We start from the raw sequence: 26,048 nt of genomic DNA on the forward strand, positions 1-26,048 counted from the left end.
ATCAGTTAGTGGAAGTTTTCATTACTGATTAATCTATCAAACTCCTCATACGTTGGTGTAGTATCTCTCAATAAAGTTCGACTCAATAATCAAGGAAGATAAGATGAAGCAATCTCTAATTGCGTCTGCGGTGTTATTTGCTGCGAGTTTATCGGCTCAAGCGGCTGATGTTAGCCCTAGTGATGTATTAGCTAAACAACAAGAACTCGTAAGAGGAAACGGTGCTGAGCCAAGTACATTGGACCCAACATTTGTTAATTCAGGCATGCCTGGTGACATTATCGATAACGATATGTTTGAAGGTTTTTTGATTGAAAATGCGCATGGACAAATTATCGCAGGTCAAGCCATAAAATGGGTGGTTTCTGAAGATGGCAAAATCGTTACTTTCACACTGCGTGATGGCTTGAAGTGGTCAAACGGGGAGCCAGTTTTAGCGTCTGATTTCGTGTTTGCGTGGCAAAGAGCGGTGGACCCAAATACGGGCAATAATACCGGTCATTACTTTACCACGGCTAACATAGTTAACGCGGAAGCAATTCTAAAAGGCGATAAACCAGCTTCATCATTAGGTATCAAAGCTCTTGATGATAAAACGGTAGAAATTCAGTTAGCCAAACCAACGCCTTATTTCTTGAGTTTAATGAGCATCAAAACTTTCTTCCCACTGCCAAAAAAAGTAGTGGAGAAATTTGGCGATCAATGGACTCGCCCTGAGAACATAGTCACTAACGGTGCGTACAAATTAGTAAAATGGGTGCCGAATGAATACGTAGAAGTGGCTCGCAATCCTCAATATTGGAATAACGATAAAACCGTCATTAATAAAGTGACTTACTTAGGTCTTGAGTCGCAAGCTGCCGAATTAGCACGTTTTCAAGCGGGTGAAATCGACATGACCAACCGAGTGCAGCTTGAGTACTATCAAAAACTCATCAAAGAAAATCCAGCTCAAATTAAAGCGCAGCCATTACTTGGTACTTATTTATATTCTTTCAATATCAAGCAAAAACCGTTTGATGATGTTCGTGTACGCCAAGCTCTGAGCATGGCCGTTGACCGTGATATTTTAGTTGAAAAAATCACAGGACAAGGCGAACCCGCTGCTTATTCGCTTGTGCCACCTACAATTCCAGATTATCAATCCGCATTGCCAGAGTTTGCTAAGCTTGATCAAAAGCAGCGCATGGAAAAGGCTGCAGCGCTCTTGAAAGAGGCAGGTTATGACCAGCAGCATCCACTTTCATTTACCTTGACTTATAACACCAGTGAAAACCATAAGAAGATTGCGTTAGCCTTGGCATCAATGTGGAAGCCACTGGGTGTAAAAGTCGAATTAAGAAATATGGAATGGCAGGCGTATGTTGCGAGCAAAGGGGAAGGTGATTACCAAATGGCTCGCTCTTGGGCATTTGCCGATTATCCAGAGCCATCAGGTTTACTCGATAGTTTTACCTGTGGTCATGTCGCCAATGAAAGTGGCTACTGTGATCCGAAATTTGATGATTTAATGAAAAAAGCAAGCAATGAAGCAGATCAAACTAAGCGCTATCAGATCTACCAGCAAGCAGAAGCATTATTGAATCAAGCAGAACCATTTATTCCTCTGCACCATTACATGCACACAAGACTGGTTCGTGAAACGCTAAAAGGGTTCCCTGACAACAACCCGAAAGGCAATATTTACGCGAAAGACATGTATTTTGTGCAGCCTAAATAATTGCATTAACACTCTGGCTTGTTGTTGAAGAGCAAGCCTATACCATCAAAATTAAAGGAGCAGTCTCATGCTCCTTTTTTCTTTTTAACCTCAGCTTCGGTATTTCTCCAGCGTTCAGTTTATTTTAGGCTGTATTCCGTTGCCGTACGTTTCTTGAACCATGTACCCCAAGGCAGCATCAATAAAATGAAAATAGTGAGGGCATAGAGCATGCTCCAGCCTAAGCAGATGAACACAACAGTACAAAGTAAAGTCGAAAATCCGGCGAGATATTTTGCCCAGCCAGTCAGCAAGCGAAATGCCGAAAACATGGCGAGCAGATAAAGCAGCACAAATACACTGTTGGCTAATTTGACGAGCAATTCGAGGTCCAAATTGACGATATGGCTTAACGAAATGGAGAGAAATAACACCGCCGCCACTGCATAGGTTGCCCCCGTAGGCACACCTCGTTTAGACAGTTGCGCTAATCGACTGTGTGGTTGGTAATCGCGGCTTTGTGCCCACACCAATCTAATCATGCTTTGGGTATATAAGTTGATGCTCGCAAAGCAGGCAAAGTAACCAATTACTGTGATCATAATGCTCGCTTTGTCGCCAAGTAATTGCTCGCTTAGCCAAGGAATTGAGCTGTGCGCTGCCACATTAGGTTCAAAAGCGTGGAATTTTAAGATCACCACAGAACACGCCCAATAAATGAAACCGGCAACAAAACACCCCAGAATGATGGCAATAGGGAAATCTCGTTGAGGTTTTTTAAATTCTTCTCCCATGTGAGAAAACGCCTCAATCCCCACAAAGCACCAGAACATCACCGCCAAAGCACTGCCAAGAGGCACAATGGATGAAGGATTTAATGCTGGCATGGCAATGTCAGGTAGCAAAATGTCACCTTGCCAAAAGAACACCGCCACCAGTGCAAAAATACCGAATGCGATTAAGGCTTGAAATTGGGAAGAAGATTTGCTGCCGAGTAACGTTAAAGCCAGAATAAGCAATAGGCTCAATACTTCAGCGAAATATTGATTGGCCATAACCTCTGGCAGTAAGGCTTTACCGAACCCACCTGCGAGCGTTAACGCAGCAGGTAAGCCAACGGGCAATACACTTAAAAACAGCCAAGCAACACTGCGCTCAGCCCTGCGGTTAAAAGCTTGTTTGACAAAGTAGGCTGTGCCACCTGCGTTTGGATATTGCTTACCGAGGATCGCAAAAGTGAGAGCAATTGGGCAGATGGCGAGAAATAAAATGACCCAAGCCCACAGAGACCACTCACCAGCAAGGTTGGCGGCGATAGCTGGGATCATAAAAAGCCCTGTGCCTAATAAAGTGGTGGAGAGTTGCCCGACACCACCAAGTAAAGTGATGTCTTTGTTCAGTTCTTGGCTCATAAATATCTACATCAAGTTGAGGCTGGAAAGTAATACAATGCCGAGTGTGCAGGTCACAATGGATCCTACGGTGGTTAACGCAATAATATTGGCAGCGAGGGTCGCATTACCGCCCATGGCCCTTGCCATCACATAGCTAGCTGCCGCAGCAGGGGAAGAGCTCATAAAGAAAATAATACCCAGCTCTAAACCATGAAATCCGTACCAATACCCACCTAAGGTGATAAGCAATGGACACAAAATTAGCTTGTAACTGCTTGAAATGATGTTGGCGGCTTTATCGTGGCGTAACTCACTGATATTTAAAGAACCACCGGTGCACAATAATGCGAGAGGCAATGTCATATTGGCAAAATATTGCCCCGTATGCAGTAACATTTGTGGCACCGTGACTGAGAATTCATGCAAGCTGAAAGCAAGAAGAATTGCAATGATCAGTGGATTTTTGATAATAGAAATCAGCATGTTTTTGTAGGTATTGACGTCCGGTTGCTGATTTTTAGGCGATAAAGTGATCACCGCTAAGATGTTATACAGTACGGTCACTGCAGCAACATAAATGGCCGCAATTGCCACCCCTTCATTGCCATAGGCATTGGCAACATAAGCGAGGCCAATAATCCCTGTGTTAGAGCGAAATGCCCCTTGAATGATCACACCATTTTGACTGCCATCTTTCATTAACCATTTCACGGTAAAAGTGGAAAAGATAAAAAACGCAATATTGGCTATCACCGCAAAGCCGACAAGCGGAATACTGCTATCACTGATGGAGTCCGATTTAATAATACTTAAAAACAGTAAGGCAGGGAGGGTAACCTTAAACACCAATTTAGAGGCTATATCGATAAAGGTGTCATTGATAATATGGATTCGTCTCAGGAACACACCCAGTAGCAACATGAGGCAAATAGGACCAGTAATGGACGCGGAAAAGAGAAACTGCTCGATAATGCCTGACATGATCCATCCATAGAGATTGTGAAAAGAAAAAATAGTTTTCTTGCTAACTAATTATGATCATTTTTATCACAAATTTTTGCCTGAAAGAATGGTATCGATGGTAATTTCAGCGATTAATTGCAAAGCTGTTTCAAAATGTTGCGTTTCATATAACGAATGTGACACATTGTGCGGCTGAATGTCTCTCTGCCTTGCAATAAGTAGGATGTGTAAATGAGCAATAAAATTTATTTTAATACCCCAAGTCGTTTTAGCTTAAAGCGCAGTTTGGTGAATGTGTCTACTCGTCTTCACCATACATTAGCGCGAAAGCATGCGATTAAAACGGCAAAAAAGTTATTGCTGACCCCTGCTCGCTTAAAGGTGAAGAACACAGAGCCTCAAGGCATTGTGCGTGGCAAAGTTTCATGTGATGAAGGCACGTTAACCACCTATTCCTTAGGCCAAGGTCCGATTTGGTTAGTCACGCACGGATGGTCGGGTTCCACCTCACAATTTTATCCGTTGATGGAGCATATTGCTCAACAAGGCTTTACCGCATTGGCCTTTGATTATGCTGGTCATGGTGAAAGTGAAGGGCGTTATGGGCACTTGCCCGCGTTTGTGAATGCGCTGGAAGCGATGGCGGATTCTTGTGGTGACATTGTTGGTATTGCGGCTCACAGTATGGGCAGTGCAGCGGTATTGGAATCGAAACATGAGAAACTTCAGAGTATTCCATTACTGCTGGTTGCGCCGGTGTTGGACTATTTGGAAAACTTAATGCGAGCCGTCTCACGTTCAGGGTTTTCGATGAAACTGTTTAACGAAGTGATCTCCGAAGTCGAGCAGGAGTACCAATATCCGCTTCAATCCATTAATCCTCAGCAACACTTACTTGAACGTCAAAGCACAACGATCATTGTGCATGATGATGCAGATCGATTTGCTAAATTGCCGATTAGCCAAATGATGGCAAAACAAAGCGCTTTGGTTGAATTAGTGACGACAACAGGTTTTGGGCACAGCAGAATCATGACTTCTCAACAAGTGATGGATGCATTTGATCGCCTTGCGCTTGCTGATACTAAGGTCAACAGATACTAGCACAAACTGAAAATAAAACTTGAGCTCTGGCTTGCGATTGTATACAACAATGCTTGTTATTTTATATCTCATAAGGACATGAAGATGATCAAAGAAAATACTTATTTCGAAGGCAGCGTTAAATCTCTTGGTTTTACTCAACAAGACGGCGATAGCAGCGTTGGTGTGATGGCTGCGGGTGAATACACATTTGGCACCGCTGCCCCAGAGCGTATGACCGTCGTCAAAGGCGCATTAACGGTGAAGCTGCCTGGCACACAAGATTGGGTGACCTATCAATCTGGCGAATCTTTCAATGTGATTGGTGATTCGTCTTTTGACTTGAAAGTTGAAGTGGCAACGGCTTACCTTTGTGAGTATTTGTAATCGTTGTTAGCGTTAATTTAGTTAGCGTTTTCCAATTTTCACTATGAATAAAAATCAAACATGAGTGTAGGCTTGTGTTTGATTTTTTGTTTTTAGGGCTATGCTTTTTGAAGTAGGGGAAACATGCAGCTTACTAACAGTTATTTATAAAACCAGTTATTCATAAAACTAACAGTGGGTGCAATTATCCAGTACAATGCTTGAATGTAACAAAATGTAATTTACTATTTATTTTCGCTTATATCGGAGTATTCATGCCTATTACCGTTCTTGACCCTAAAACAGCCTTGATCGTCATTGATTTACAAAAAGGTATTTTGGCTTTGCCAACTTGCCATGACACGGATCCGGTTGTTGAGAAGTCTTGCCAACTTATTGAAGCGTTTCGATCTAAGCAGCAGCCTGTTGTACTGGTTAACGTAGCGGGCGGCGCACCAGGTCGTAATGAACAAGTGGCTTCGCATGGCGAACTACCCGCTGATTGGGCTGAATTAGATGCTCGCTTAGATGTTCAACCAAGCGATCACCTAGTGACTAAGAAAACTTGGGGCGCATTTACCAATACCGATTTAGATGAATACTTAAAAGCTAATCAGGTGACACAAGTGGTGGTCGTGGGTGTTGCGACCAGTATTGGCGTGGAGTCGACTGCACGTCAAGCGTGGGAGTTGGGTTACAACGTTACTCTTGCGACGGATGCGATGACAGACCTGAACCTAGATACACATAACAACAGCGTTAATCTGATTTTCCCGCGTTTAGCCGAGACAGGTTCAACTCAAGATGTATTATCGCTTCTTAATGCTTAATGCTTAATGCTTAATGCTTAATACGGCGTTTTAAGTGTTTCGTTAGTATAAAAAACAAAGGCCAAGCAGAGTGATTTGCTTGGCCTTTGTGCTTAATAAAGCGCTTTATGTTTGCTCGTAGTAAAGAAACAACGGATTAATTATTGATTTTATCGCGATCTTGGTTCGGGACTGCAATAAAGCCAGTCGTAATGCTTTCTTCTTTCGCTTCGACGTGTTCAATCACTTGGTCGATGTAACTTTCGACTTTATCACCCACTTCGTCATTGTCTTCACTAAAGTAAGCGAGGTGGAAAACCGCATCACCTTCGTTCACCAATGGCAATGTTTGCTGACCAATCACGATGCCATCTTTTGGTGCGTTCATGGTGATTTCTTCATGTCCAAGCGGTGAGCTGATATAAGCCAGCACTTGCCCTTTGTGTACTCGGTCACCCAAGGTCACCATAGTACGAAGAATGCCGTCGCTTTCTGCGCGAACCCAATTGGTTGATTTTGCAATCACCGACTCAGGAACTTTTTTACGACTCATGCGCTGCATACCTAAGGCTTGCATTACACGTTGTACACCTAAAATACCCGCATTGATGGCAATGGGCTCAAAGCGAAGCGCTTCACCGGCTTCATAAGTTAACACTGGCGTGCCAAATTTCTCTGCTTCAGCACGTAATGAACCGTCACGCAGCGCAGCATCAATGATCACTGGTGTGCCGAAGGCTTTCGCCATGCGCAGTGTTTCTGGGTTATCTAAGCAAGCACGGATTTGCGGCAAGTTGGTTCTATGAATCGCGCCAGTGTGCAAATCAATGATGTAATCCGCTTTTTTCGCCACATCGGTAAAGAACGTGTAAGCGATACGTGAAGCCAGAGAGCCTTGCTCTGAACCCGGAAAACAACGGTTCAAGTCACGGCGGTCAGGCAAATAACGTGACTTATGAATAAAGCCAAATACGTTCACGATTGGCACCGCAATGAGGGTGCCTTTGAGTTTGTTGGCATCAATTTTTTCGATCAATTGACGCACAATTTCAACACCATTGAGCTCATCGCCATGAATCGCAGCGTTGACCATCAAAATCGGCCCAGCTTGCTTACCATGAATAATTTCAACAGGAATCGAAAGCGGCGAATGGGTATAGAGTTTCGCTGCTTCGATTTCCAATACTTTACGTTCACCGGCTTGTACGGTATGGCCCATGAATTCAAAAGGTGAATTTTTTTTCACTCTTCTTTTTTCGCCACGCTCAGATTTATCCACGCCCACGAGTTTTGGTTCCTTTTGCTGATGCATTCTTTTCAATAAAGTCCACAATCATGCCTGCAACATCTTTCCCTGTTGCGGCTTCAATACCTTCAAGACCTGGTGATGAGTTCACCTCCATGACTAAAGGACCACGAGAAGAGCGAAGTAAATCGACCCCCGCTACATTTAAGCCCATGATTTTGGCTGCAGCGACGGCGGTTTTACGCTCTTCAGGTGTAATTCGTACTAATGAAGCAGTACCGCCACGGTGAAGGTTAGAACGGAATTCCCCTTCGCCAGCTTGACGTTTCATGGCGGCAATCACTTTATCGCCAATCACAAAACAGCGAATATCCGCGCCGCCTGCTTCTTTAATGTATTCTTGTACCATGATGTTGGCTTTCAAGCCCATAAAGGCTTCAACCACGCTTTCGGCGGCCTTACGTGTTTCTGCTAATACCACGCCAATACCTTGCGTGCCTTCGAGTAGTTTGATCACCACTGGCGCGCCGCCAACCATGTCGAGTAGGTCTTTAATATCATCAGGTTTACTCGCAAAGCCCGTGATTGGCATGCCGATGCCTTTTCGAGAAAGCAGCTGCATAGAGCGTAGTTTGTCGCGAGAACGGGTAATCGCCACGGATTCATTGACCGGGTAAACGCCCATCATTTCAAATTGGCGTAAAACCGCTGTGCCGTAAAACGTTACAGAAGCACCGATACGCGGAACAATCGCATCAAAATCTTTCAGCTCTTCACCTTTAAAATGAATCTCAGGCTTATCTGAGTTGATGTTCATATAACAACGTAGCGCATCAATCACTTTCACTTCATGACCGCGTTTTTGGCAAGCCTCGATTAAACGCTTAGTAGAATATAAAGAGCGGTTACGAGATAAAATTCCGATTTTCATAAATCGTGTTCCTTAGAATCTGTTGACTAATGTGTCTCAGGTGAAGCAATTAAAAAAGAAGCGGTAGGGTCGACAATAATGCGATGGTGCATGGCCGTACGTCCTAACAACATTCTAAATAGCATATTCTCACGATTGGTGAGGGTGACTTCGATGGGCCACTCTTCATTATTAAATCGGAGAAGGGTTTTAATGACATAGCGCTGTTCTTCATGACCGCCAGAATCTTTCACTGTACGTTGGTCGATAACTTTTGCTACGCATTCTTTTACGTAATCATCATTTTTTTGTTCAGGGTGAATCCAGAAACGGACCCACAATTCGCCATCTTGTTCAAACGGCTCAATCTTAAAGGTATGCAGGCAAGAACTGCGCGCACCGGTATCGACTTTTGCCTTGATTTGTTCAATGCCAAGCTCTGGTAAAGCAAGCATTTCCCGCCATCCTACAATGATTTTATTTGTCATCTGTATATCGCTAAGGTTGGTGTAAATGAATGCGCTCATCGCTACGAGCACGAGAAAAATACAATTCGCTAATGGTTAGTGAACAGAGTGTTCGCACTTTGAAGTCACTTGGGTATAATCACATTAAATGTAAGTGTTTTTACTATAACAAATGATTAACGAGATAGGTGTGTTTTCGGCGCGAATTTAACAATAATTTTTTTCTCAGTCTCGTGAAAAGTTTTTGTCTAAACGATAAAAATAATTGTCCATAGATGAGGCGTATTGATGTTGGTGGTTGAGTATGAGAGCAAAAAAAAACCTTTCCCAAATCAATGGGAAAGGTAACCTCAAAGGAAAATAACATGAACCAACTAACCACATTGCTGTGAGAGATTGGCCTCACGAATACTGCCATGTATTCAATGTATATAAAGCAGAATGCGTGCCAAATTTTTAATTGGTTGATTTTCCTTATTATTGTTGCATTTGTGTATTCTGTTTGTAGACAAAAATGTGATTCATGCACTCAATTAGGGATGAATGATGATTTTTGGTGCGCTTGGGGACTCATTTTATCGGTAAGCTGTGTTTATCTTAGTAAGACAAACACGAGCTTAAAAAATTATTAAGAAAATAGTCCAGAGGATAAGTAGCGATCACCACGGTCACATACGATCGCAACAACAACAGAACCGGGATTTTGTTTGGCTATTTCAATTGCAGCAAAGACTGCGCCACCTGAGCTTACTCCTGCACTGATCCCTTCTTCTCGCGCTAGAGCACGAGCGGTATCTTCTGCGGATTTTTGGTCTATATCGATGACTTGGTCAATGGTGGAATCATCATAAATGCCTGGTAAATATTCTTTCGGCCAACGGCGGATGCCTGGGATAGCGCTACCTTCGGATGGCTGTAAACCGACAATACACACATCGGGGTTTTGCGTTTTGAGATAACGAGAAACACCAACAATCGTGCCCGTTGTACCCATGCTCGACACAAAATGCGTGATTTTGCCGAGGCTTTGCTGCCAAATTTCAGGCCCCGTTGAATTGAAGTGCGCATCTGGGTTATCTGCATTATTGAATTGATCGAGCACAATCCCTTTGCCTTCACTCTGCATTTGCAAAGCAAGATCGCGCGCGCCTTCCATGCCTTGTTCTTTGGTGACTAAAATCAGTTCTGCGCCATAGGCTCGCATCGAGTCTTTACGTTCTTGGGTTGAGTTATCCGGCATGATGAGAATCATCTTATAGCCTTTAATCGCGGCAGCCATCGCCAATGCAATACCTGTGTTCCCGCTGGTGGCTTCAATGATAGTGTCACCTGGTTTTATGGTGCCACGGGCTTCTGCTTGGATAATCATATTGAGGGCAGGGCGGTCTTTCACCGAGCCCGCTGGGTTGTTGCCTTCTAGTTTGACTAAAACCGTACTTTGATTGTCAGTTACCAAGCGTTGTAATCGGACTAAAGGCGTTTGGCCAACATAAGCTTCGATCGTTGGAAATTCAGAAGTTGGATTTTCAGACACGTGCTTCCCTCTGCGCTGTAATAAATTCAGTGGCTAGTTTCTATTGTTCCCAGATGCTAACACAATAGCTATTAACAATACTGTAAACAATTTATTGTTCGATAATATTCCAAAAAGTTCTATTTCTAACCTTTGTTATCATTAAATTATGCAGATATTCTAGTCACATAAGGAAGCCATTCAGGCTCATACAGGAGTATCACGATAATGAAACGAATCAAAACCGCACTTGCAACGCTATTCATTGCAAGCTCATTTAACGCATCAGCCGCCGATCAAACCATTATGAATTCATCTTATGATATCGCGCGTGAATTGTTTGCCACTTATAACCCAATCTTTGAAAAGCACTGGCAAGAGAAAACCGGCAAAACGGTTGAGATCAAACAGTCTCACGGTGGATCTTCTGCTCAAGCACGTTCCATTCTGCAAGGGTTGTCTGCCGATGTGGTGACATTTAATCAAGTGACAGACGTACAAGTATTGCATGATAAAGGTAAATTGATCCCTGCGGATTGGCAGAGTAAGTTGTCAAATGCAAGTTCACCATATTACTCAACTACCGCGTTTTTGGTACGTAAAGGTAACCCTAAAAATATTCAAGATTGGGGCGATCTAGCACGTGAAGGCGTGGCATCGGTTTTCCCTAACCCGAAAACATCTGGTAACGCACGTTACACTTACCTAGCCGCTCTCGGCTATGCACAAAAAACGTTTGGTAAAGATAACGAAGCCAAACAAGATGCGTTCCTAAAACAAATGCTGGCTAACGTTGCCGTATTTGATACAGGCGGCCGTGGCGCAACAACGTCTTTCGTTGAGCGTAAAATTGGCGACGTTCTTATCACGTTCGAATCGGAAGTAAACAATATCCGTAAACAATACGGTGAAGATAACTACGAAGTGGTGGTGCCAAAAACGTCTATCTTAGCTGAATTCCCAGTGGCAGTGGTTGAGCGTAATGCAAAACGTAACGGCACAACGGAAGTGGCAACGGAATACCTTTCTTACTTATACAGTGAAGAAGCACAGCGCATGCTAGCCGGTTTTAACTACCGTGTGCATGATGAAAAAGTGAAAGCGGAATTTGCAGACCGTTTCCCTGAAGTCGAGCTGTTAACTGTAGAAGAGATTGCTGGTGGTTGGGATAACGCAATGAAAACTCAATTTGCCAATGGTGCGAAACTCGATCAACTTCAACGTCGTTAAGCTGCATTTCTTAGCATATTGTTACCGCTCTTTTCAGGGCGGTAACAAGTCATTTTTAGATTGGTTATTTGAGGGTTTATGAGCGAATCACCAGTGATGTCTCGTCCAAAAACTATGTCTCGCCCAAAACAGCAACGCGTATTACCAGGTTTTGCCATCAGTTTAGGGATTTCTCTACTGTTTGTAAGCTTGGTTTTGTTGTTACCTGCCACTGGACTTGTGATGCAAACCAAAGGAATGACATTGAGTGAATATTGGCATGTGATTGCCGATCCTCGTGTTGTTGCCAGTTATAAAGTGACGGTAGGCTCTGCGTTTATCTCTTCATTGTTTAACGGTGCTTTCGGCTTATTACTGGCTTGGGTATTAGTCCGTTATCAATTCCCGGGTAAACGAATTTTAGATGCACTAGTCGATTTGCCTTTTGCTTTGCCGACCGCGGTCGCGGGCATAACGCTAGCGACGCTTTACTCGAGCAGTGGTTGGCTAGGCAGCATATTAGAAAGCGTTGGTATTAAAGTCGCTTACACGCCGCTTGGTATTATTGTCGCCATGGCATTCACCAGTATTCCGTTTGTGGTTCGTACCGTTCAGCCAGTTTTAGAAGAGATTTCTAAAGAGGAAGAAGAAGCGGGTATGACACTCGGCGCGTCTGATTGGGCGGTATTCTGGAAAGTGATCATGCCATCGATTCGACCTGCGTTATTGGTGGGTGTTGCATTGTCATTTACGCGAAGTTTAGGTGAATTTGGCGCGGTCATATTTATTGCCGGTAACATGCCTTATGTCAGTGAAATTACGTCATTGATGATCTTTGTGCGCTTACAAGAATTTGATTTCCCTGCCGCCAGTGCGATTGCTTCGATTGTGTTATTAACGTCGTTGTCTTTATTGCTGGTGATTAACTTATGGCAAGGCGCTTATTTACGCCGTATTCACGGAAAGTAAGGGGAAAGGATGTCCAACTCTTCAAACATTAGACCTACACGAATTGGCGAGCAACCACTGGTTAAATGGAGCTTAATTTCATTAGCGTTATTTTTTGTTGCCATTCTTTTGGTGATCCCACTAGTCAGTATTTTCCAACAGGCTTTTGCAAGCGGTATTGCGACTTATTTTGAAAACCTAAGTGAGCCAGATACGCTACATGCGATAGGCCTAACTTTGATCGTGGCTTTAATGACGGTGCCGATTAACTTGGTATTTGGCGTAATGCTGGCGTGGTCAGTTACTCGTTTTAATTTTGTAGGTCGCAAATTTTTAATCACATTAATTGATATTCCATTTGCGGTTTCTCCTGTGGTTGCCGGTCTTTTGTATTTGTTGCTATACGGTAGTAGTGGTTGGCTGGGTGAATGGCTATTTGAGCATGATTTACAAATTATGTTCGCCTGGCCGGGTATATTATTGGTGACAGTGTTTGTTACCTGCCCGTTTGTTGCCAGAGAGCTGATCCCATTGATGCAGCAACAAGGGCGCTCAGATGAAGAAGCCGCGGTTATTCTTGGCGCTTCATGGTGGCAATTATTCCGTCGCGTCACCTTACCAAATATTAAATGGGCCCTGATTTATGGTGTGATCTTAACTAATGCTCGCGCAGTCGGGGAGTTTGGTGCAGTCGCTGTGGTTTCGGGTAACATCCGTGGTGAAACCAATACCTTACCGCTGCATGTCCAGTTGCTTTATGAGGATTACCAATCAGAAGCCGCGTTTGCCAGCGCATCCTTACTGGCATTTATTGCGTTATTAACTTTGATTTTGAAAGCTTTTGTTGAATGGCGACAAGAACGAAATCACATCAATGGGCAGCAATCTCAACAAGAGCAACAAGGTGATTTATGAGTATTCGTTTAGATAATATTTCCAAACAGTTTGGCAAGTTTGAGGCACTTTCACCGCTCTCGTTAGATATTGAAAATGGTGAAATGATAGGTTTGTTAGGCCCATCAGGTTCAGGTAAAACCACGTTATTGCGCATTATTGCTGGGCTAGAAAATGCTAATACTGGTTCGATTCATTTTGGTGATAAAGATGTGACCAATGTACATGTGCGTGATCGCCGCGTTGGCTTTGTATTCCAAAACTACGCCTTATTTCGCCACATGACGGTTGCAGATAATGTGGCGTTTGGCTTGCAAGTTATGGAACGTTCAAAGCGACCAAATGCGGCTGAAATTAATAAACGCGTGCAACAATTACTGGAAATCGTACAGCTTGGTCACTTGGCTGGGCGTTACCCTGAACAGCTTTCTGGCGGGCAAAAACAGCGTATTGCGTTAGCGCGTGCGTTGGCGACCCAACCTGAAGTGTTATTGCTGGATGAACCGTTTGGTGCGCTTGATGCGAAAGTGCGTAAAGACCTGCGCCGTTGGTTGCGTAATTTGCACGATGAATTAGGTTTTACCAGTGTGTTTGTGACTCACGATCAGGATGAAGCATTAGAGCTGTCTGATCGCGTGGTGGTAATGAGTAACGGTAAAATTGAGCAGGTGGATTCTCCGGTTGAACTGTATGCGCACCCGAACAGCCGCTTTGTGTTTGATTTCTTCGGTAATGTGAATCAATTCCAAGCCAATTGGAATAATATACATTGGCAAAATGGCGAAGCATTTATTCTGCCGCCAAAAACGGAAACGACACAAAAAAATGGTTCACTTTACATTCGTGGTCATGAGTTGAGCTTATCGAAAAAGCCAAACAGCCAGGCATCATTGCCATGCCAAGTCATTGCGGTTAACCCTGTTGGTGCAGAAGTGCGTGTTGAGTTAGCTCCACTGGGTTGGGAAACCAATGAAATTTGGGAAGCGAAGTTGTCGCATCAAACATTAAATGAACACTCTTTTAGCCGTGGTGATCAAGTGTATGCCGCACCACAAGTAGGCTACTTCTTTGCTGATGGAGAAAAAGGAGAGCCAACGGTATTGCGCTGGCCATTCCTCGCACCGGGTAATTTGATGTTTGATATTTAGTTGAGTTATACCAATCGTACTAATTATCTGATCATCCTTGCTTGTTAAAAAACTCGATAACTTCGTTATACTTTTCGTTTATAAAAAGTTGATTGTAGAATAACTACTTATCGAAAATTTTCGCCTTGTTCTCAAGTTTTTTTCCTACGCAATCTCTGACCATCTAACTAGTGTGATTGGTATTATTTAATGTGTCTGAACGTAAAAAGCGAGCTCATCAGCTCGCTTTTTTGATTCTGTTTTCTTTCTGCTATCAATGGCTTTGTGATTCAAACGCCAGCACTTTTTGTTCTACTTTGCGGAATACTAAAGACAAAATGCCATTCACAATCAGGTAGAAAGCGCCGGCAATACCAAACACGGTTAAGGTGTCGTAGGTTTGTGCATTGATGCGTTGTGCGTATCCCATTAAGTCCATGATAGTGATGGTACTGGCCAGTGAGGTGCCTTTAAACACCAAAATGACTTCATTAGAATAAGCGGGAATGGCGCGACGAATGGCGTATGGCAACAGTACACCCAAGGTTGTTTTGGTGTTCATGCCGAGTGCGCGACAAGCTTGCCACTGACCAGAAGGAATAGCATCAAATGCGCCCTTGAACAATTGTGTACTGTACGCAGCGGTATTTAACGCCAGCGCTAACATTGCGCAAAACCAAGGCTCACGTAACCAATCCCATAAAAAGCTATCACGAATCCATGCAAATTGGCCTGGGCCGTAATAAATCAAGAAGATTTGTACTAACAGCGGCGTGCCTGTAAATAGCGTGATTAAACCTCGGCTTAACCAATGAACAACAGGTAGGCGCACGATTAGCGTCATGGTCATCAGCAGTGACAAAGTACAACCAACCAGCAATGATACCGCGGTTAACTCAAGGCTAGTTTGCAGGCCATCGAGTAGCTGCCAAACATGTTGTTCATTCATGATTGCGCTCCTAGCGGCTGTTTCTTCTTAGGTTTGTTTGAAGCCATATTGGCATCTTGTAATTGATATTTTTTGTTGATCTTGGCGATCACGCGTTGAGTAATTAAGGTAATCACTAGATAGACCGCTGCCGCAGTCGCATACCAAGTAAAACTTTGATGGGTTGCAGCTGAAGTGAGCTGCGCTTGTTTGAGAAGATCGGTGACACCAATCAAAGAAACCAAAGCGGTGTCTTTTAATAACACGAGCCATTGGTTCGTTAAACCGGGTAGGGCATGACGAATGGCTTGCGGCAGAATAATACGAATAAAGGCATGCGACTTAGGTAAGCCGAGTGCAACTGCCGCTTCACGTTGACCTTTTGGCACCGCTTTTAATGCGCCACGTAAGGTTTGAGCCGCGTAGGAAGCAAAAATCAGCGATAACGCGACCACACCAGATAAGAACGGGCTGACTTCGATGTAATCACCCGTGATGTAAAACAAGATCTGGCTAGAGCCAAAGAAAATAAATAAAACCACTAATAACTCAGGTAACCCTCTGATCACCGTGACTAAGGCTGTGGTTGGCCAAGAGATGAATTTGAAGCGAGACATTTCCCCACTTGCAAATATCATAGAAAGAACCAAACCGACCAAAAGGCTGGTGAAAGCGAGCTGAATAGTCAGCCAGCTCGCGTTTATTAACGCCAAAGAGTAACCTGAGAACATCACGTATTGTTTACCACTTATTTGCTAGCGAAGTACTTGTCGAAGATCGCTTTGTATTCGCCATTTTGTTTGATTTTTTCTAGAGCTGCGTTGAGTTGCTCAACCAATTCTTTGTTTTCTTTATTCACGGCAATACCAAAACCGTTACCAAAGTAGTTTGGGTTCGTCACTGGCTTGCCAACGTAAGCTAGGTTGTCGTCTTTTTTAAACCATTCAGCAACAACGGCGGTGTCACCAAATACGCTATCAATTCGGCCATTTTGCATGTCGATGAACGCATCTTGGTAGCTTGCGTATGGTACAGCTTCTACACCTGGCATTTGCTCGGTTAAATAGCTTTGGTGGGTTGAGCCGTTTTGTACGCCGACACGTTTGCCTTCTAAATCTTTATACGTTGAAATTTTACCTTTAGCAGAAACGAATGCAGCAGCATTATCGTAATAAGCATTGGTGAAGTTTACTTGCTGTAGACGTTCTTCAGTGATGTCCATTGCAGAAATTGCAGCATCATAACGTTTGAATTTAAGCGCCGGGATCAAGCTGTCAAACGCTTGGTTTTGGAAAGTACAAGTGGCTTTCATTTCTTCACAAAGCGCTTTGGCTAAATCAATATCAAAGCCTTGAATCTGATTGTTATCATCCATGTATTCAAATGGCGCGTAAGTCGCTTCGGTCGCAAATTTAATCGTGTCTTGAGCAAAGGCATGCGTTGAAGCTAGACCAATTAGGCTCGCAAGTAGAACTTTTTTCATTTGTATAACTCCGTTTATATCTGTGATTTTCGCTAACCTGGGCTAGCATTCTGTTTTATTATCAGTGTTTTTTAATCTGTTTGATTAATGTTTTAAATAGTCAGCAAAAGCTTGTGATTGTGGTTGAGTAAAGTGCGAATGATCGCCATATTCCACCACGTGGCCTTTCTCTAAATAGAGAAGATGACTGGCTACTTTTTTAGCAAAATCAACTTCGTGAGTCACGATAATTTGCGTGATCCCAGTTTTGCTCAAATCTTTAATAATGTTGACCACTTGAGAGGTGATTTCAGGGTCAAGCGCCGCGGTAGGCTCATCGAACAGTAATACTTCAGGTTTCATCATTAACGCGCGTGCAATCGCAACGCGTTGTTGCTGACCACCGGAAAGCTGTAGAGACCAAGCATCGGCTTTATCGGCTAATTGCAGCTTAGTTAAAATCTGCATCGCTTCTTGTTTGGCTTGCTCTTTTTGCATACCTGCGACTTTAACCGGAGCTTCAATTAAGTTATCCAACACACTCATGTGCGGCCATAAGTTATATTGCTGAAAAACCATGCCCACTTTTTTACGCAGTGCCATTCCTTGTTTTTCAGAAATATCATCTGAAAAGTTGAATGATTTATCGGCAATGGTGAGTGTACCGCTATCTGGCATTTCTAATAAATTCAATACGCGCAACAGTGAACTTTTTCCCGCCCCACTTGGGCCAAGTAAAACCAAAGTATCGCCTGCATCACAACTAAAGCTCACATCATGCAAGACCTGGTTGCTGCCGTAGAATTTATTAATGTCGTTAATTTGAATGGTCATGCTTACTATCTGCACCAATTAATTACTAGTTCGATATACTAATGAAAACGTTATTTTATGCAAGAAAAATGTATATAAAATCACATTGCAAGAAGATTTAACTGCCTAATATGTAATCAATAGTGGATCTTTTATTACTTGCATGAATGCGTTCTCGATCCGGTTACTATATATCAATATATTTTATTGGTCGTTTTTAAGACTAAAATTGGTGAGAGAGTTATCAATTACGTAAAAATCACCCCATTAGCGGTATACAAATGGGGTGATAGTAAAATTGGAACCTTCGTGAATTTTCTTGACTGCTTAGGTTGGTTAGTTCAATGGGTTCTAATTCATTTGCATGGAAATGGAATCACTGAGTAGTTCAAGCAGTTCATCTTCTGTGGTTGGCATGCGTGCCAATTCTACTTCGTGATTAAGTCCACCTTTCAACATATAGGCTTTGGTGGTGAGATGATCATGATGGAATCATTTTCACAGGCTTTTAGCTTCATAGACATCCTCTCTTATGAAGTGTTTAGCATGACTTCAACATAACGGAGTGTGGCTGAATTAATTTTGATTTAGAGCAATTTTGAGTTCGCTTGCATAGACACAATTTGACTTATTTGAACTCGATCAGGTTTAACGTCTCTATAAAGAAAGCAGGCTGAGTGACAGCCTGCTTGAGAGAAATTAATGCCCAGTCATAAAGACCAATTTAGCGATAAAAATAGCGGTGAGTACGTACATACAAATCGAGACTTCTTTGCTCTTTCCCGTTGCCACTTTCAGCACAGTGTAAGTGATGAAACCGAGTGCGATACCATTGGCGATAGAAAAGGTCAGCGGCATCATGAGCGCGGTAATGGCAGCAGGAGCGGCATCGGTAAAGTCATTCCACTTAATGTGCTGCATACTGCTCATCATTACGAACGCAACATAAATTAAAGCGCCCGCGGTAGCATAACCAGGGATCATGCCTGCTAGCGGCGAAACAAAAATCGCAGCAATAAATAATAAGCCAACCACAACCGAAGATAAGCCAGTTCGAGCGCCGGCTGCGACCCCCGCGGCACTTTCAACGTAGCTCGTTACAGGAGGGCAGCCTACACACGCACCGGCTACGCTGGCGATACTGTCTGCTTTTAATGCTTTACGTAGGTCTTTAATTTTGCCCGTTTGTTCATCGACCAAGTGCGCTCGTTGCGCGACACCCATCAAAGTACCCGCTGTGTCGAACATATTGACGAACAAGAAAGCCAAAATCACGCTGATCATAGAGACTTCTAGCGCACCACTAATGTCCATTGCCATAAAGGTTGGTGCTAGGCTAGGAGGAGTATCAAAAATGCCGTGATACTCGACAATGCCCATGAAAAAGCCAATTAACGTGACAGAGAAAATACCAATCAATACTGCACCAAATACGTTACGTTCACTCAGCACGCTAATGATCAAAAAACAGACCGCGGCGAGTACGGCACTCGGCTGAGTGAAATCACCAAGCGAAACTAACGTCGCTGGGCTTTCTACTACAATGCCTGCTGTTTTTAAGCCGATTAAGCCCAAAAACAAGCCCACACCAGCAGTCATCGAATAACGTAAACTATGCGGGATACTGTCAATGATCCATTCACGAAAACTGCTGTAACTCATGGCGACAAACAGCACACTTGAAATGAATACTGCGCCTAAGGCGACTTCCCAGGTGTAGCCCATTTCACCGACAACAGTAAAAGCGAAGAAAGCATTTAAGCCCATGCCCGGTGCCAGTCCGACCGGCCAATTAGCATAAAAGGCCATTAATAACGTGCCGATGGCCGCGCCGACACAAGTCGCAACGAATAATGCCCCCGCATCCATACCGGAAGTGGCCATGATTGATGGGTTTACGAAGATAATGTAAGCCATGGTGGCAAAAGTGGTGATACCGCCAATGATTTCAGATTTAACTGTGGTGCCATGTTCTTTCAGTTTGAAGAAACGTTCGAGCAAACCCGTTGGTTGGCTTGATTCTGGCGTTAAGGTTTCGCTGTTTGAATTTTCCACTGTCTTGATTCCTTGTGGTTTGGCATCTACTTGCAACGTCGTCAAATGAGGCTGCTGAGATAGAGAGCTTGACGCCAATTGAGGCGTAAGAAGCCCTGAAGAACATCATGATCTTCACACCGGTTTAATAAAATGGGCATTTCCCTTGACTGGATGAAATAGCCGACAGCAAACGGGCTATTTCATCGAATCTTTTGATTAGCTACCGCGATAGGTTGAGAAGCTATAAGGTGAGCAAAGTAGTGGCACATGATAGTGGCTGCTTTGATCGTTAATACCAAAACGAATTGAAATGTCATCTAAAAATGGGACTTCGTCGAGCGTGACACCACGTTGCTGAAAGTAGGCCGCTGTGTGAAAAATCAATTCATATTTACCCGTTTCAAATTCTGCTCCCTCTAATAGCGGTGAATCGGTACGGCCATCAAAGTTCGTCATGACGGTTTTGATCTTTTGCGCCCCTTGCTCAGTAATACGAAAAAGCTCAACTTTAATGTCACTGCCTGGCACACCACTGGCGGTATCTAAAACGTGTGTTGTAAGTTTTCCCATGGTCATCCCTGTTGATTGTGAAAGAAATGTGAATATTTGGATTTAATTATGTACACAAGATTGTGTTAGGTAAAGCTGACTGTATAAAAAATTAGCAACAGATCATGCTATGTCGGCTTTGGTATTTTGCTTGTAATTTTATATCTGGTTGAAATTTAATGATTTTATTCTTTTTTTGGCATGCTGAAATCTACTATAAAAATCGAGCATTATTTGACTAATAAGTCAGGTTTTTAGTTGTGACAGGGTGAATAGTGCGCGAGTTAACAAGATGTGAAGAAAATAATTTGCCATGTTTTAATAATTGTATACAATCAATAAAACAAAGATTAAAGTTCGTTCGAAAAAGCAAACTGCAGTCGTATTCTGTACCGTTAGAAACCAGTCGTGCAGATTAAAAATCCAGGCCTCGACAGTAAGCAGAACGTAATTGAATTCAGGGATGATTAATAAGGAGAGGTTCATGAGCAGTGATTATCCACGTAACCTAATTGGTTATGGAAAAGAACTACCTCACGCACAATGGCCAAACGATGCCAGAGTTGCCGTTTCATTTGTATTGAATTACGAAGAGGGCGGTGAGCGTTGTACGTTACACGGTGATAAAGAATCTGAAGCGTTTTTGTCTGAAATTATTGGTGCGCAACCTTTCCCTAATGCTCGACACATCAGCATGGAATCCATCTACGAATACGGTAGTCGTGCTGGCGTATGGCGTATTCTGAAACTTTTCGAGCAATTCAATTATCCGTTGACCGCTTTCGTGGTCGGTATGGCGGCAGAACGCCACCCTGACGTTATAAAGGAAATGGTGAAAGCGGGCCATGAGATCTGTAGCCATGGTTATCGTTGGTTGGATTATCACAATATCGATATTGATACCGAACGTGAACACATGCAAAAAGCGATTGATGTGATTAAAGACATCACAGGTGAGCGCCCTTACGGTTGGTACACAGGCCGCAATGGTGTGAATACGCGTAAATTAGTCGCAGAAGAAGGTGGCTTTTTATATGACTCAGATGCCTACGATGACGACTTACCCTATTGGCATACCGAAGGACCGAAGCCTCAACTTGTTATTCCCTATACGCTCGATACCAATGATATGCGCTTTGCAACTAACCAAGGCTTTCATACCGGTGAGCAATTCTTCCAATATTTGAAAGATGCATTTGATACTTTGTATGAAGAAGGGGCAGAAACGCCAAAAATGATGTCGGTGGGTTTGCACTGTCGTTTGATTGGTCGCCCAGCACGTATTCAAGGTTTGAAGCGCTTTATGGAATATGTCAAACAGCACGACAAAGTATGGGTGTGCCGTCGTATTGATATTGCGAAACATTGGCATGAATGTCATCCACATCCAGACATGCTCAAGTAATCAGAAAATAGAAATACAATGGAAGCATAAATAAGCAAATAAAAATAAATAAGCAAATAAAAATAAATAAGCAATGAAAAGGGAAGCGATCGTGGCACTATTTAAGACATGTAAACCAAGCCAAATGACCAAAGCTGAGTTTGTAGAAACCTTCGCAGATATCTACGAACACAGCCCTTGGGTAGCCGAGCGTACATTTGATAAGGGGTTAAATGAGACCTCGGATGATATTGAAAATTTACACGCGGCAATGGCCAAAACCATGTTAGATGCTTCGCCACAAGAGCAATTAGACTTGATCAACGCTCACCCGGATTTAGCTGGCAAAGCCGCAATTAATGGTGAATTGACTGCTGCTTCAACCTCCGAGCAAGCTGGCGCAGGTATTAGCCAATGTACGCCAGAAGAATTTGCACAATTTACCGATTTTAATGAGCGATACAAAGCTCGTTTTCAGTTCCCTTTTATCATGGCGGTAAAAGGGGCGAACCGTCACCAAATCTTGGCCTCGTTTGCCGAGAGAATTCACAACGATAAAGAAACCGAGTTTGCGACAGCAATCGCTCAGATCAATAAGATCGCTCTGTTTCGCCTGCAAGACATGTAAATCATAAAAGGGAATGAGGACTGTCTAGACACGAGGACGTCTTGATCTGTTGAGATAACGTCCCACTCAGCTAGAAAATTACGGAAGGGATAACATGACTGTAGACACCATTATTTCACTTGAAGTCGAACCATTAACTAAAGAGGCCTTTAAGCCATTTGGTGATGTGATTGATAAAGAAGTCAGTGACTATTTTATGATTAACAACGGCTCGACTCGACGCTATCACCGTATGGCAGATGTGGATGTGGCAGACAACGGTGGTGAACCCATCATCAGTATTTTCCAGGCTACCCCTTTAACGTACCCGTTGCATATTCAAATGATGGAGCGTCATCCTTTAGGCTCGCAAGCCTTTATTCCTCTTCTTGGTCACCCATACTTAATCGTGGTGGCAGAGAAAGGTGAAGATTTGCAACCCGAGGCATTACGCGCGTTTTTGAGCAACGGGCGTCAAGGTGTCAATTATCACAAAGGGGTTTGGCACCATCCAGTATTGGCCCTTGAAGCCGATGATCAATTCTTAATTGTTGATCGTGCCGGAGAGGGCAATAACTGTGATGAAGTGTATTTTGAACCATCAACTAAAGTCATCTTGTCACTAGATAACTTACCTAAAGTTAAGTAATTCATTGGGTTAGTCATGATCTAGTTTAGGTTGTTGTCGATATTAACCTGTTAAGCGCGATAGCCTGTTAAAAGAAGAGTCTGCTCAGAGCAAGTCGGTTCACCATATCCCGGCTTATTGTGCTCTAGACATGGAAAAGTTAAGGAGAAAATTATGGATCCGCATATTACCGAATGGCTCAACCTTGCAATTCGTTGGGTACACATGATCGTGGGTATCGCGTGGATTGGTGCGTCGTTCTACTTCGTTTGGCTTGAAAATAACTTAAACCGTGTGAACCCTAAAACCGGTTTATCAGGCGATTTATGGGCGATTCACGGTGGTGGTATTTACCATCTAGAAAAATACAAACTTGCGCCACCAAAAATGCCAGACAACCTACATTGGTTTAAATGGGAAGCGTATTTCACTTGGATCACCGGTGTGCTGCTATTGGCGGTGGTGTACTACCTCAATGCGAATATCTATCTGATTGCTCCTGGCTCAGGTTTAAGTGTGGGTGCTGCGATTGGTATTGGTGTGGGTTCATTGGTATCTGGTTGGGTTATTTACACATTATTGTGTGATTCGCCATTGGGTAAGAAACCAATGCTATTGGGTATTGTGCTGTTCTTCTGTTTAGTAGGTGCCGCGTACGGGCTAAGCCAAGTATTCAGTGGACGTGGTGCCTACATTCACGTTGGTGCAATTATTGGTACCATCATGGTGGGTAACGTATTCTTCATCATCATGCCTGCGCAGCGTAACTTAGTGAAAGCAATTGAAGAGGGGACTGAACCTGATCCTGCACTGCCAGCGAAAGGTCTATTGCGCTCTCGTCACAATAACTACTTAACATTGCCAGTGCTGTTCATCATGATTAGTAACCACTTCCCAAGCACGTATGGCTCGGAATACAACTGGTTAATTTTGGCGTGTTTAGCGGTATTCAGTATTTTGGTTCGTCATTACTTTAATACGCGTCATGGCAGCCAAAAATTTGCATGGGCGGTGCCTGTGGCGGTATTGGGTATGATAAGTCTTGCGTTTGTGACATCGAATAAAATGCCGAGCTTATCTCAACCTGATGCGCCTGTCGCTCAACAACAAGCACCAACAGTCGATGACAATGCCTCTTCCGCAACCAGTGAGAATGCACAAGCAACCGAGCCGGCAACTGAGTCCAGCGCGGGTGAAGCCTCAGTGTTTGCTCAAGTGCAACTTGTGATCAAGGAGCGTTGTGTGGAATGTCACTCAGCAACGCCAACCAGCAATATGTTTGCGACAGCGCCCGCCGGTGTGATGTTGGATACGCCGGAAGAAATCCAAACTAATGCACCACGTATTCAATCTCAAGTTCAAACGCGTGTTATGCCATTAGGTAACTTAACCAAGATGACAGATGAAGAGCGTGAATTGGTCGTAGATTGGGTGAATGACGGCGCGAAAATCTAACTACTAAAGTAAAAATATGTAATTCGTTCCATTTTGAATGGTAATGATTGGCACCTTCCCTCGGGTGCCTTTTTTTCGTCTGAACTAAAGAGCTATTAAAACTATGGCTGTTGTCTTTTTTGCACTAGAGATGAACATCAGTATCCATCACTATCAATGTCATCGGGTCGATAGTATTTTTAGAATAATCCCATAGTTCTAACAAATCAGGACGATTTTCGCCTAAATACAGGCTTCCATATACAGCACAGTGCTTGCAGTAAAGGCAATCAGCTCCGTATGTTTCATCTTTTAGGCGAGCCACTCGAGAGTTAACGGTTTCCTTCCATTTATGGCCTTTATTGCAGCACCAAATACGTAAAGTTTTGTCACTATGTTTCACTTCATTCGGTGGTCTGGTATTCTCATCACTATAATCAGCATCTAGTTTATTGGGAATAAAAATGGATAACAGTTTAATAGATGTTTTTCCGTACATTGCTGGAGCTTTGAAACTTATAGTTTTAGGTATTGGGGCCTATTTTGCTATTAAGTGGCATTTTGATGAAGATAGAAGGTTAAGAGAAGAAGCTGGTGAAATTCTTGATAGGCCAAGTCTGATAAAAAAGGTGCTTCAAGTTCTAATCTTTGTGATTTTATTAATATCGATAGTACTTCTAGTGATTTATTTAACTAACCAATTGCTCTACTAATAGCCAGTGTCACTCATTATATATTTGCTATGAGCAATTTTCATTGACTACTTCAACTGATAAATTCAATTATATTGGATAATGCTCATCTTCATATCCTTCAACAAAAGAAGCTAGCAGTTCAATCTCATCACCTTCAGGTGTACCTGGCTTAGCGTCGAATATGGCTTCAATTCTCTTTAAAGCCATTCGATAGTCTTTTTTCGGAAGGCGTTAAAACCATGGCGGCCAGTATGAAGCGTCAAGATTTAACGCCGAAAGCCGCACGTAAATTTAAGTGCACTACGGACAGCAAGCATCAAATGCCTGTTGCTCCAAACTTGTTGGCTCAGAACTTTAACGCAGCGGCTCCGAATCAAAAATGGGCGGGAGACATCACCTATGTTGCGACAAGCGAAGGCTGGCTGTACTTGGCAGTAATTATTGACCTTTAATCAAGACAAGTAATCGGATGGTCTATGGATACCAGAATGGCGGCTACGCTGGTCTGTGACGCACTCTCAATGGCGTTGTTACGTCGTGGGTTCCCTGAGCAGGTTATCGTTCATTGTGATCGAGGTAGTCAGTACTGCTCAAAAGATTATCGAGACCTCATAACTACTTATAATCTAAAACAAAGTATGAGTAGGAAAGGAAATTGCTGGGACAATGCTTGTGTTGAGAGCTTCTTCCATTCTATGAAAGTTGAAGCGATCCAATATGAGCCGATTATGACGAGAGACCAGATGCGTCAAACGATCTTCGAATACATAGAGGTTGATTATAATCGGACGAGAAGGCACAGTGCTCTTGGGTATCTAAGCCCAGTTAACTTTGAACAGCAAAATGTCGCTTAATGTGGTGTCCAGTCTTGCTGGATCAGATC

General features: G+C 43.2%; 26 protein-coding genes and 1 pseudogene. 14 read left to right on the forward strand and 13 right to left on the reverse strand.

Features of this window, described 5'->3' with window-relative positions; genetic code table 11:
* Positions 1-103 precede the first annotated feature (103 nt).
* Positions 104-1,720, forward strand: a complete 1,617-nt coding sequence (locus Vgang_RS13050) for a peptide ABC transporter substrate-binding protein (protein ID WP_105901289.1) — start codon at positions 104-106, stop codon at positions 1,718-1,720.
* Between the two features lie 119 nt (positions 1,721-1,839).
* Here Vgang_RS13050 and yjeH read toward each other — a convergent pair whose 3' ends face one another.
* Both yjeH and Vgang_RS13060 read right to left on the reverse strand, forming a co-directional pair.
* Positions 1,840-3,111 (reverse strand): L-methionine/branched-chain amino acid transporter, encoded by a 1,272-nt coding sequence (gene yjeH / locus Vgang_RS13055; protein WP_105901290.1) that lies wholly within the window; start codon positions 3,109-3,111, stop codon positions 1,840-1,842.
* A 6-nt stretch (positions 3,112-3,117) separates the two neighbouring features.
* Positions 3,118-4,074, reverse strand: a complete 957-nt coding sequence (locus Vgang_RS13060; protein WP_105901291.1) for an AEC family transporter — start codon at positions 4,072-4,074, stop codon at positions 3,118-3,120.
* A gap of 213 nt (positions 4,075-4,287) precedes the next feature.
* Here Vgang_RS13060 and Vgang_RS13065 point away from each other — a divergent pair, with 213 nt between their 5' ends.
* The 3 genes from Vgang_RS13065 to Vgang_RS13075 all read left to right on the forward strand — a co-directional run bounded on the left by Vgang_RS13065 (position 4,288) and on the right by Vgang_RS13075 (position 6,335).
* A complete protein-coding gene (locus Vgang_RS13065) occupies positions 4,288-5,160 on the forward strand; it encodes an alpha/beta hydrolase (protein WP_105901292.1) in 873 nt (290 codons plus the stop codon).
* A gap of 84 nt (positions 5,161-5,244) precedes the next feature.
* Positions 5,245-5,526 (forward strand): pyrimidine/purine nucleoside phosphorylase, encoded by a 282-nt coding sequence (ppnP, locus tag Vgang_RS13070; RefSeq protein ID WP_105901293.1) that lies wholly within the window; start codon positions 5,245-5,247, stop codon positions 5,524-5,526.
* Between the two features lie 254 nt (positions 5,527-5,780).
* Positions 5,781-6,335 carry an isochorismatase family protein gene (locus Vgang_RS13075; RefSeq protein WP_105901294.1) on the forward strand — a complete coding sequence of 185 codons (555 nt, stop codon included), beginning with the start codon at positions 5,781-5,783 and terminating at the stop codon, positions 6,333-6,335.
* A 136-nt stretch (positions 6,336-6,471) separates the two neighbouring features.
* Here Vgang_RS13075 and Vgang_RS13080 read toward each other — a convergent pair whose 3' ends face one another.
* The 4 genes from Vgang_RS13080 to cysM form a co-directional block, all read right to left on the reverse strand.
* Positions 6,472-7,626 carry a succinylglutamate desuccinylase/aspartoacylase family protein gene (locus Vgang_RS13080; protein ID WP_105901295.1) on the reverse strand — a complete coding sequence of 385 codons (1,155 nt, stop codon included), beginning with the start codon at positions 7,624-7,626 and terminating at the stop codon, positions 6,472-6,474.
* A complete protein-coding gene (gene rimK, locus Vgang_RS13085) occupies positions 7,586-8,491 on the reverse strand; it encodes a 30S ribosomal protein S6--L-glutamate ligase (protein WP_105901296.1) in 906 nt (301 codons plus the stop codon). Before rimK ends, Vgang_RS13080 begins: the two co-directional genes overlap by 41 nt.
* Before the next feature lie 26 nt (positions 8,492-8,517).
* Positions 8,518-8,958, reverse strand: a complete 441-nt coding sequence (locus Vgang_RS13090; protein WP_105901297.1) for an ATP-dependent zinc protease family protein — start codon at positions 8,956-8,958, stop codon at positions 8,518-8,520.
* Positions 8,959-9,565: 607 nt separating this feature from the next.
* On the reverse strand, positions 9,566-10,471 hold the full coding sequence (gene cysM, locus Vgang_RS13095; protein WP_105901298.1) for a cysteine synthase CysM: 906 nt from the start codon (positions 10,469-10,471) through the stop codon (positions 9,566-9,568).
* A gap of 207 nt (positions 10,472-10,678) precedes the next feature.
* Between cysM and cysP the strand changes: the two genes are divergently transcribed.
* The 4 genes from cysP to Vgang_RS13115 all read left to right on the forward strand — a co-directional run bounded on the left by cysP (position 10,679) and on the right by Vgang_RS13115 (position 14,649).
* Positions 10,679-11,680, forward strand: coding sequence for a thiosulfate ABC transporter substrate-binding protein CysP (gene cysP / locus Vgang_RS13100; RefSeq protein ID WP_105901299.1), 1,002 nt, complete (start codon positions 10,679-10,681; stop codon positions 11,678-11,680).
* A gap of 96 nt (positions 11,681-11,776) precedes the next feature.
* The gene (cysT, locus tag Vgang_RS13105; RefSeq protein WP_105901790.1) at positions 11,777-12,628 is read left to right on the forward strand and encodes a sulfate/thiosulfate ABC transporter permease CysT; all 852 of its coding nucleotides are present in this window, start codon (positions 11,777-11,779) and stop codon (positions 12,626-12,628) included.
* A gap of 9 nt (positions 12,629-12,637) precedes the next feature.
* Entirely contained in the window at positions 12,638-13,522 is an 885-nt protein-coding gene (cysW, locus tag Vgang_RS13110; protein ID WP_105901300.1) for a sulfate ABC transporter permease subunit CysW, read from the forward strand.
* Complete coding sequence (locus Vgang_RS13115) at positions 13,519-14,649, forward strand: sulfate/molybdate ABC transporter ATP-binding protein (protein ID WP_105901301.1); 1,131 nt, start codon at positions 13,519-13,521, stop codon at positions 14,647-14,649. The genes cysW and Vgang_RS13115 overlap by 4 nt, the downstream gene beginning before the upstream one ends.
* A 253-nt stretch (positions 14,650-14,902) precedes the next feature.
* Here Vgang_RS13115 and artM read toward each other — a convergent pair whose 3' ends face one another.
* The 6 genes from artM to uraH form a co-directional block, all read right to left on the reverse strand.
* On the reverse strand, positions 14,903-15,577 hold the full coding sequence (artM, locus tag Vgang_RS13120) for an arginine ABC transporter permease ArtM (RefSeq protein WP_105901302.1): 675 nt from the start codon (positions 15,575-15,577) through the stop codon (positions 14,903-14,905).
* Positions 15,574-16,290 (reverse strand): arginine ABC transporter permease ArtQ, encoded by a 717-nt coding sequence (gene artQ, locus Vgang_RS13125; protein ID WP_105901303.1) that lies wholly within the window; start codon positions 16,288-16,290, stop codon positions 15,574-15,576. The genes artM and artQ overlap by 4 nt, the downstream gene beginning before the upstream one ends.
* 14 nt (positions 16,291-16,304) lie before the next feature.
* Positions 16,305-17,039 carry an arginine ABC transporter substrate-binding protein gene (locus Vgang_RS13130; RefSeq protein ID WP_105901304.1) on the reverse strand — a complete coding sequence of 245 codons (735 nt, stop codon included), beginning with the start codon at positions 17,037-17,039 and terminating at the stop codon, positions 16,305-16,307.
* Between the two features lie 84 nt (positions 17,040-17,123).
* Positions 17,124-17,852, reverse strand: a complete 729-nt coding sequence (artP, locus tag Vgang_RS13135; protein ID WP_105901305.1) for an arginine ABC transporter ATP-binding protein ArtP — start codon at positions 17,850-17,852, stop codon at positions 17,124-17,126.
* Between the two features lie 678 nt (positions 17,853-18,530).
* Positions 18,531-19,886, reverse strand: coding sequence for an NCS2 family permease (locus tag Vgang_RS13140; RefSeq protein WP_105901306.1), 1,356 nt, complete (start codon positions 19,884-19,886; stop codon positions 18,531-18,533).
* Positions 19,887-20,084: 198 nt separating this feature from the next.
* Positions 20,085-20,438, reverse strand: a complete 354-nt coding sequence (uraH, locus tag Vgang_RS13145) for a hydroxyisourate hydrolase (protein ID WP_105901307.1) — start codon at positions 20,436-20,438, stop codon at positions 20,085-20,087.
* A 463-nt stretch (positions 20,439-20,901) separates the two neighbouring features.
* On the opposite strand from uraH, the gene puuE reads away from it, so the two are divergent.
* The 4 genes from puuE to Vgang_RS13165 all read left to right on the forward strand — a co-directional run bounded on the left by puuE (position 20,902) and on the right by Vgang_RS13165 (position 24,491).
* On the forward strand, positions 20,902-21,822 hold the full coding sequence (gene puuE, locus Vgang_RS13150; RefSeq protein ID WP_105901308.1) for an allantoinase PuuE: 921 nt from the start codon (positions 20,902-20,904) through the stop codon (positions 21,820-21,822).
* Between the two features lie 91 nt (positions 21,823-21,913).
* Positions 21,914-22,429, forward strand: a complete 516-nt coding sequence (gene uraD / locus Vgang_RS13155; protein WP_105901309.1) for a 2-oxo-4-hydroxy-4-carboxy-5-ureidoimidazoline decarboxylase — start codon at positions 21,914-21,916, stop codon at positions 22,427-22,429.
* Positions 22,430-22,523: 94 nt separating this feature from the next.
* Entirely contained in the window at positions 22,524-23,057 is a 534-nt protein-coding gene (locus Vgang_RS13160) for an ureidoglycolate lyase (RefSeq protein WP_105901310.1), read from the forward strand.
* Positions 23,058-23,210: 153 nt separating this feature from the next.
* Positions 23,211-24,491, forward strand: a complete 1,281-nt coding sequence (locus tag Vgang_RS13165) for a urate hydroxylase PuuD (RefSeq protein ID WP_105901311.1) — start codon at positions 23,211-23,213, stop codon at positions 24,489-24,491.
* Positions 24,492-24,615: 124 nt separating this feature from the next.
* Here Vgang_RS13165 and Vgang_RS17115 read toward each other — a convergent pair whose 3' ends face one another.
* Complete coding sequence (locus Vgang_RS17115; RefSeq protein WP_105901312.1) at positions 24,616-24,969, reverse strand: zinc-ribbon domain-containing protein; 354 nt, start codon at positions 24,967-24,969, stop codon at positions 24,616-24,618.
* On the opposite strand from Vgang_RS17115, the gene Vgang_RS13170 reads away from it, so the two are divergent.
* Positions 24,935-25,183: a hypothetical protein gene (locus Vgang_RS13170; protein WP_105901313.1), complete on the forward strand. Its 249-nt coding sequence runs from the start codon at positions 24,935-24,937 to the stop codon at positions 25,181-25,183. The genes Vgang_RS17115 and Vgang_RS13170 overlap by 35 nt on opposite strands.
* A gap of 212 nt (positions 25,184-25,395) precedes the next feature.
* Positions 25,396-26,019 (forward strand): annotated as a pseudogene (locus tag Vgang_RS13175) (IS3 family transposase); the annotation flags it as partial.
* Positions 26,020-26,048 lie beyond the last annotated feature (29 nt).

The sequence above is a fragment of the Vibrio gangliei genome, from assembly GCF_026001925.1.
GTDB lineage: Bacteria > Pseudomonadota > Gammaproteobacteria > Enterobacterales > Vibrionaceae > Vibrio > Vibrio gangliei.

Bases quoted from the DNA above. Each gene is read 5' to 3' on its own strand.
- Vgang_RS13050 (WP_105901289.1), top strand. From the start codon at position 104: ATGAAGCAATCTCTAATTGCGTCTGCGGTGTTATTTGCTGCGAGTTTA.
- yjeH (WP_105901290.1), bottom strand. From the start codon at position 3,111: ATGAGCCAAGAACTGAACAAAGACATCACTTTACTTGGTGGTGTCGGG.
- Vgang_RS13060 (WP_105901291.1), bottom strand. From the start codon at position 4,074: ATGTCAGGCATTATCGAGCAGTTTCTCTTTTCCGCGTCCATTACTGGT.
- Vgang_RS13065 (WP_105901292.1), top strand. From the start codon at position 4,288: ATGAGCAATAAAATTTATTTTAATACCCCAAGTCGTTTTAGCTTAAAG.
- ppnP (WP_105901293.1), top strand. From the start codon at position 5,245: ATGATCAAAGAAAATACTTATTTCGAAGGCAGCGTTAAATCTCTTGGT.
- Vgang_RS13075 (WP_105901294.1), top strand. From the start codon at position 5,781: ATGCCTATTACCGTTCTTGACCCTAAAACAGCCTTGATCGTCATTGAT.
- Vgang_RS13080 (WP_105901295.1), bottom strand. From the start codon at position 7,626: ATGCATCAGCAAAAGGAACCAAAACTCGTGGGCGTGGATAAATCTGAG.
- rimK (WP_105901296.1), bottom strand. From the start codon at position 8,491: ATGAAAATCGGAATTTTATCTCGTAACCGCTCTTTATATTCTACTAAG.
- Vgang_RS13090 (WP_105901297.1), bottom strand. From the start codon at position 8,958: ATGACAAATAAAATCATTGTAGGATGGCGGGAAATGCTTGCTTTACCA.
- cysP (WP_105901299.1), top strand. From the start codon at position 10,679: ATGAAACGAATCAAAACCGCACTTGCAACGCTATTCATTGCAAGCTCA.
- cysT (WP_105901790.1), top strand. From the start codon at position 11,777: ATGTCTCGTCCAAAAACTATGTCTCGCCCAAAACAGCAACGCGTATTA.
- cysW (WP_105901300.1), top strand. From the start codon at position 12,638: ATGTCCAACTCTTCAAACATTAGACCTACACGAATTGGCGAGCAACCA.
- Vgang_RS13115 (WP_105901301.1), top strand. From the start codon at position 13,519: ATGAGTATTCGTTTAGATAATATTTCCAAACAGTTTGGCAAGTTTGAG.
- artM (WP_105901302.1), bottom strand. From the start codon at position 15,577: ATGAATGAACAACATGTTTGGCAGCTACTCGATGGCCTGCAAACTAGC.
- Vgang_RS13130 (WP_105901304.1), bottom strand. From the start codon at position 17,039: ATGAAAAAAGTTCTACTTGCGAGCCTAATTGGTCTAGCTTCAACGCAT.
- artP (WP_105901305.1), bottom strand. From the start codon at position 17,852: ATGACCATTCAAATTAACGACATTAATAAATTCTACGGCAGCAACCAG.
- uraH (WP_105901307.1), bottom strand. From the start codon at position 20,438: ATGGGAAAACTTACAACACACGTTTTAGATACCGCCAGTGGTGTGCCA.
- puuE (WP_105901308.1), top strand. From the start codon at position 20,902: ATGAGCAGTGATTATCCACGTAACCTAATTGGTTATGGAAAAGAACTA.
- Vgang_RS13160 (WP_105901310.1), top strand. From the start codon at position 22,524: ATGACTGTAGACACCATTATTTCACTTGAAGTCGAACCATTAACTAAA.
- Vgang_RS13165 (WP_105901311.1), top strand. From the start codon at position 23,211: ATGGATCCGCATATTACCGAATGGCTCAACCTTGCAATTCGTTGGGTA.
- Vgang_RS13170 (WP_105901313.1), top strand. From the start codon at position 24,935: ATGGATAACAGTTTAATAGATGTTTTTCCGTACATTGCTGGAGCTTTG.
- Vgang_RS17115 (WP_105901312.1), bottom strand. From the start codon at position 24,969: ATGTACGGAAAAACATCTATTAAACTGTTATCCATTTTTATTCCCAAT.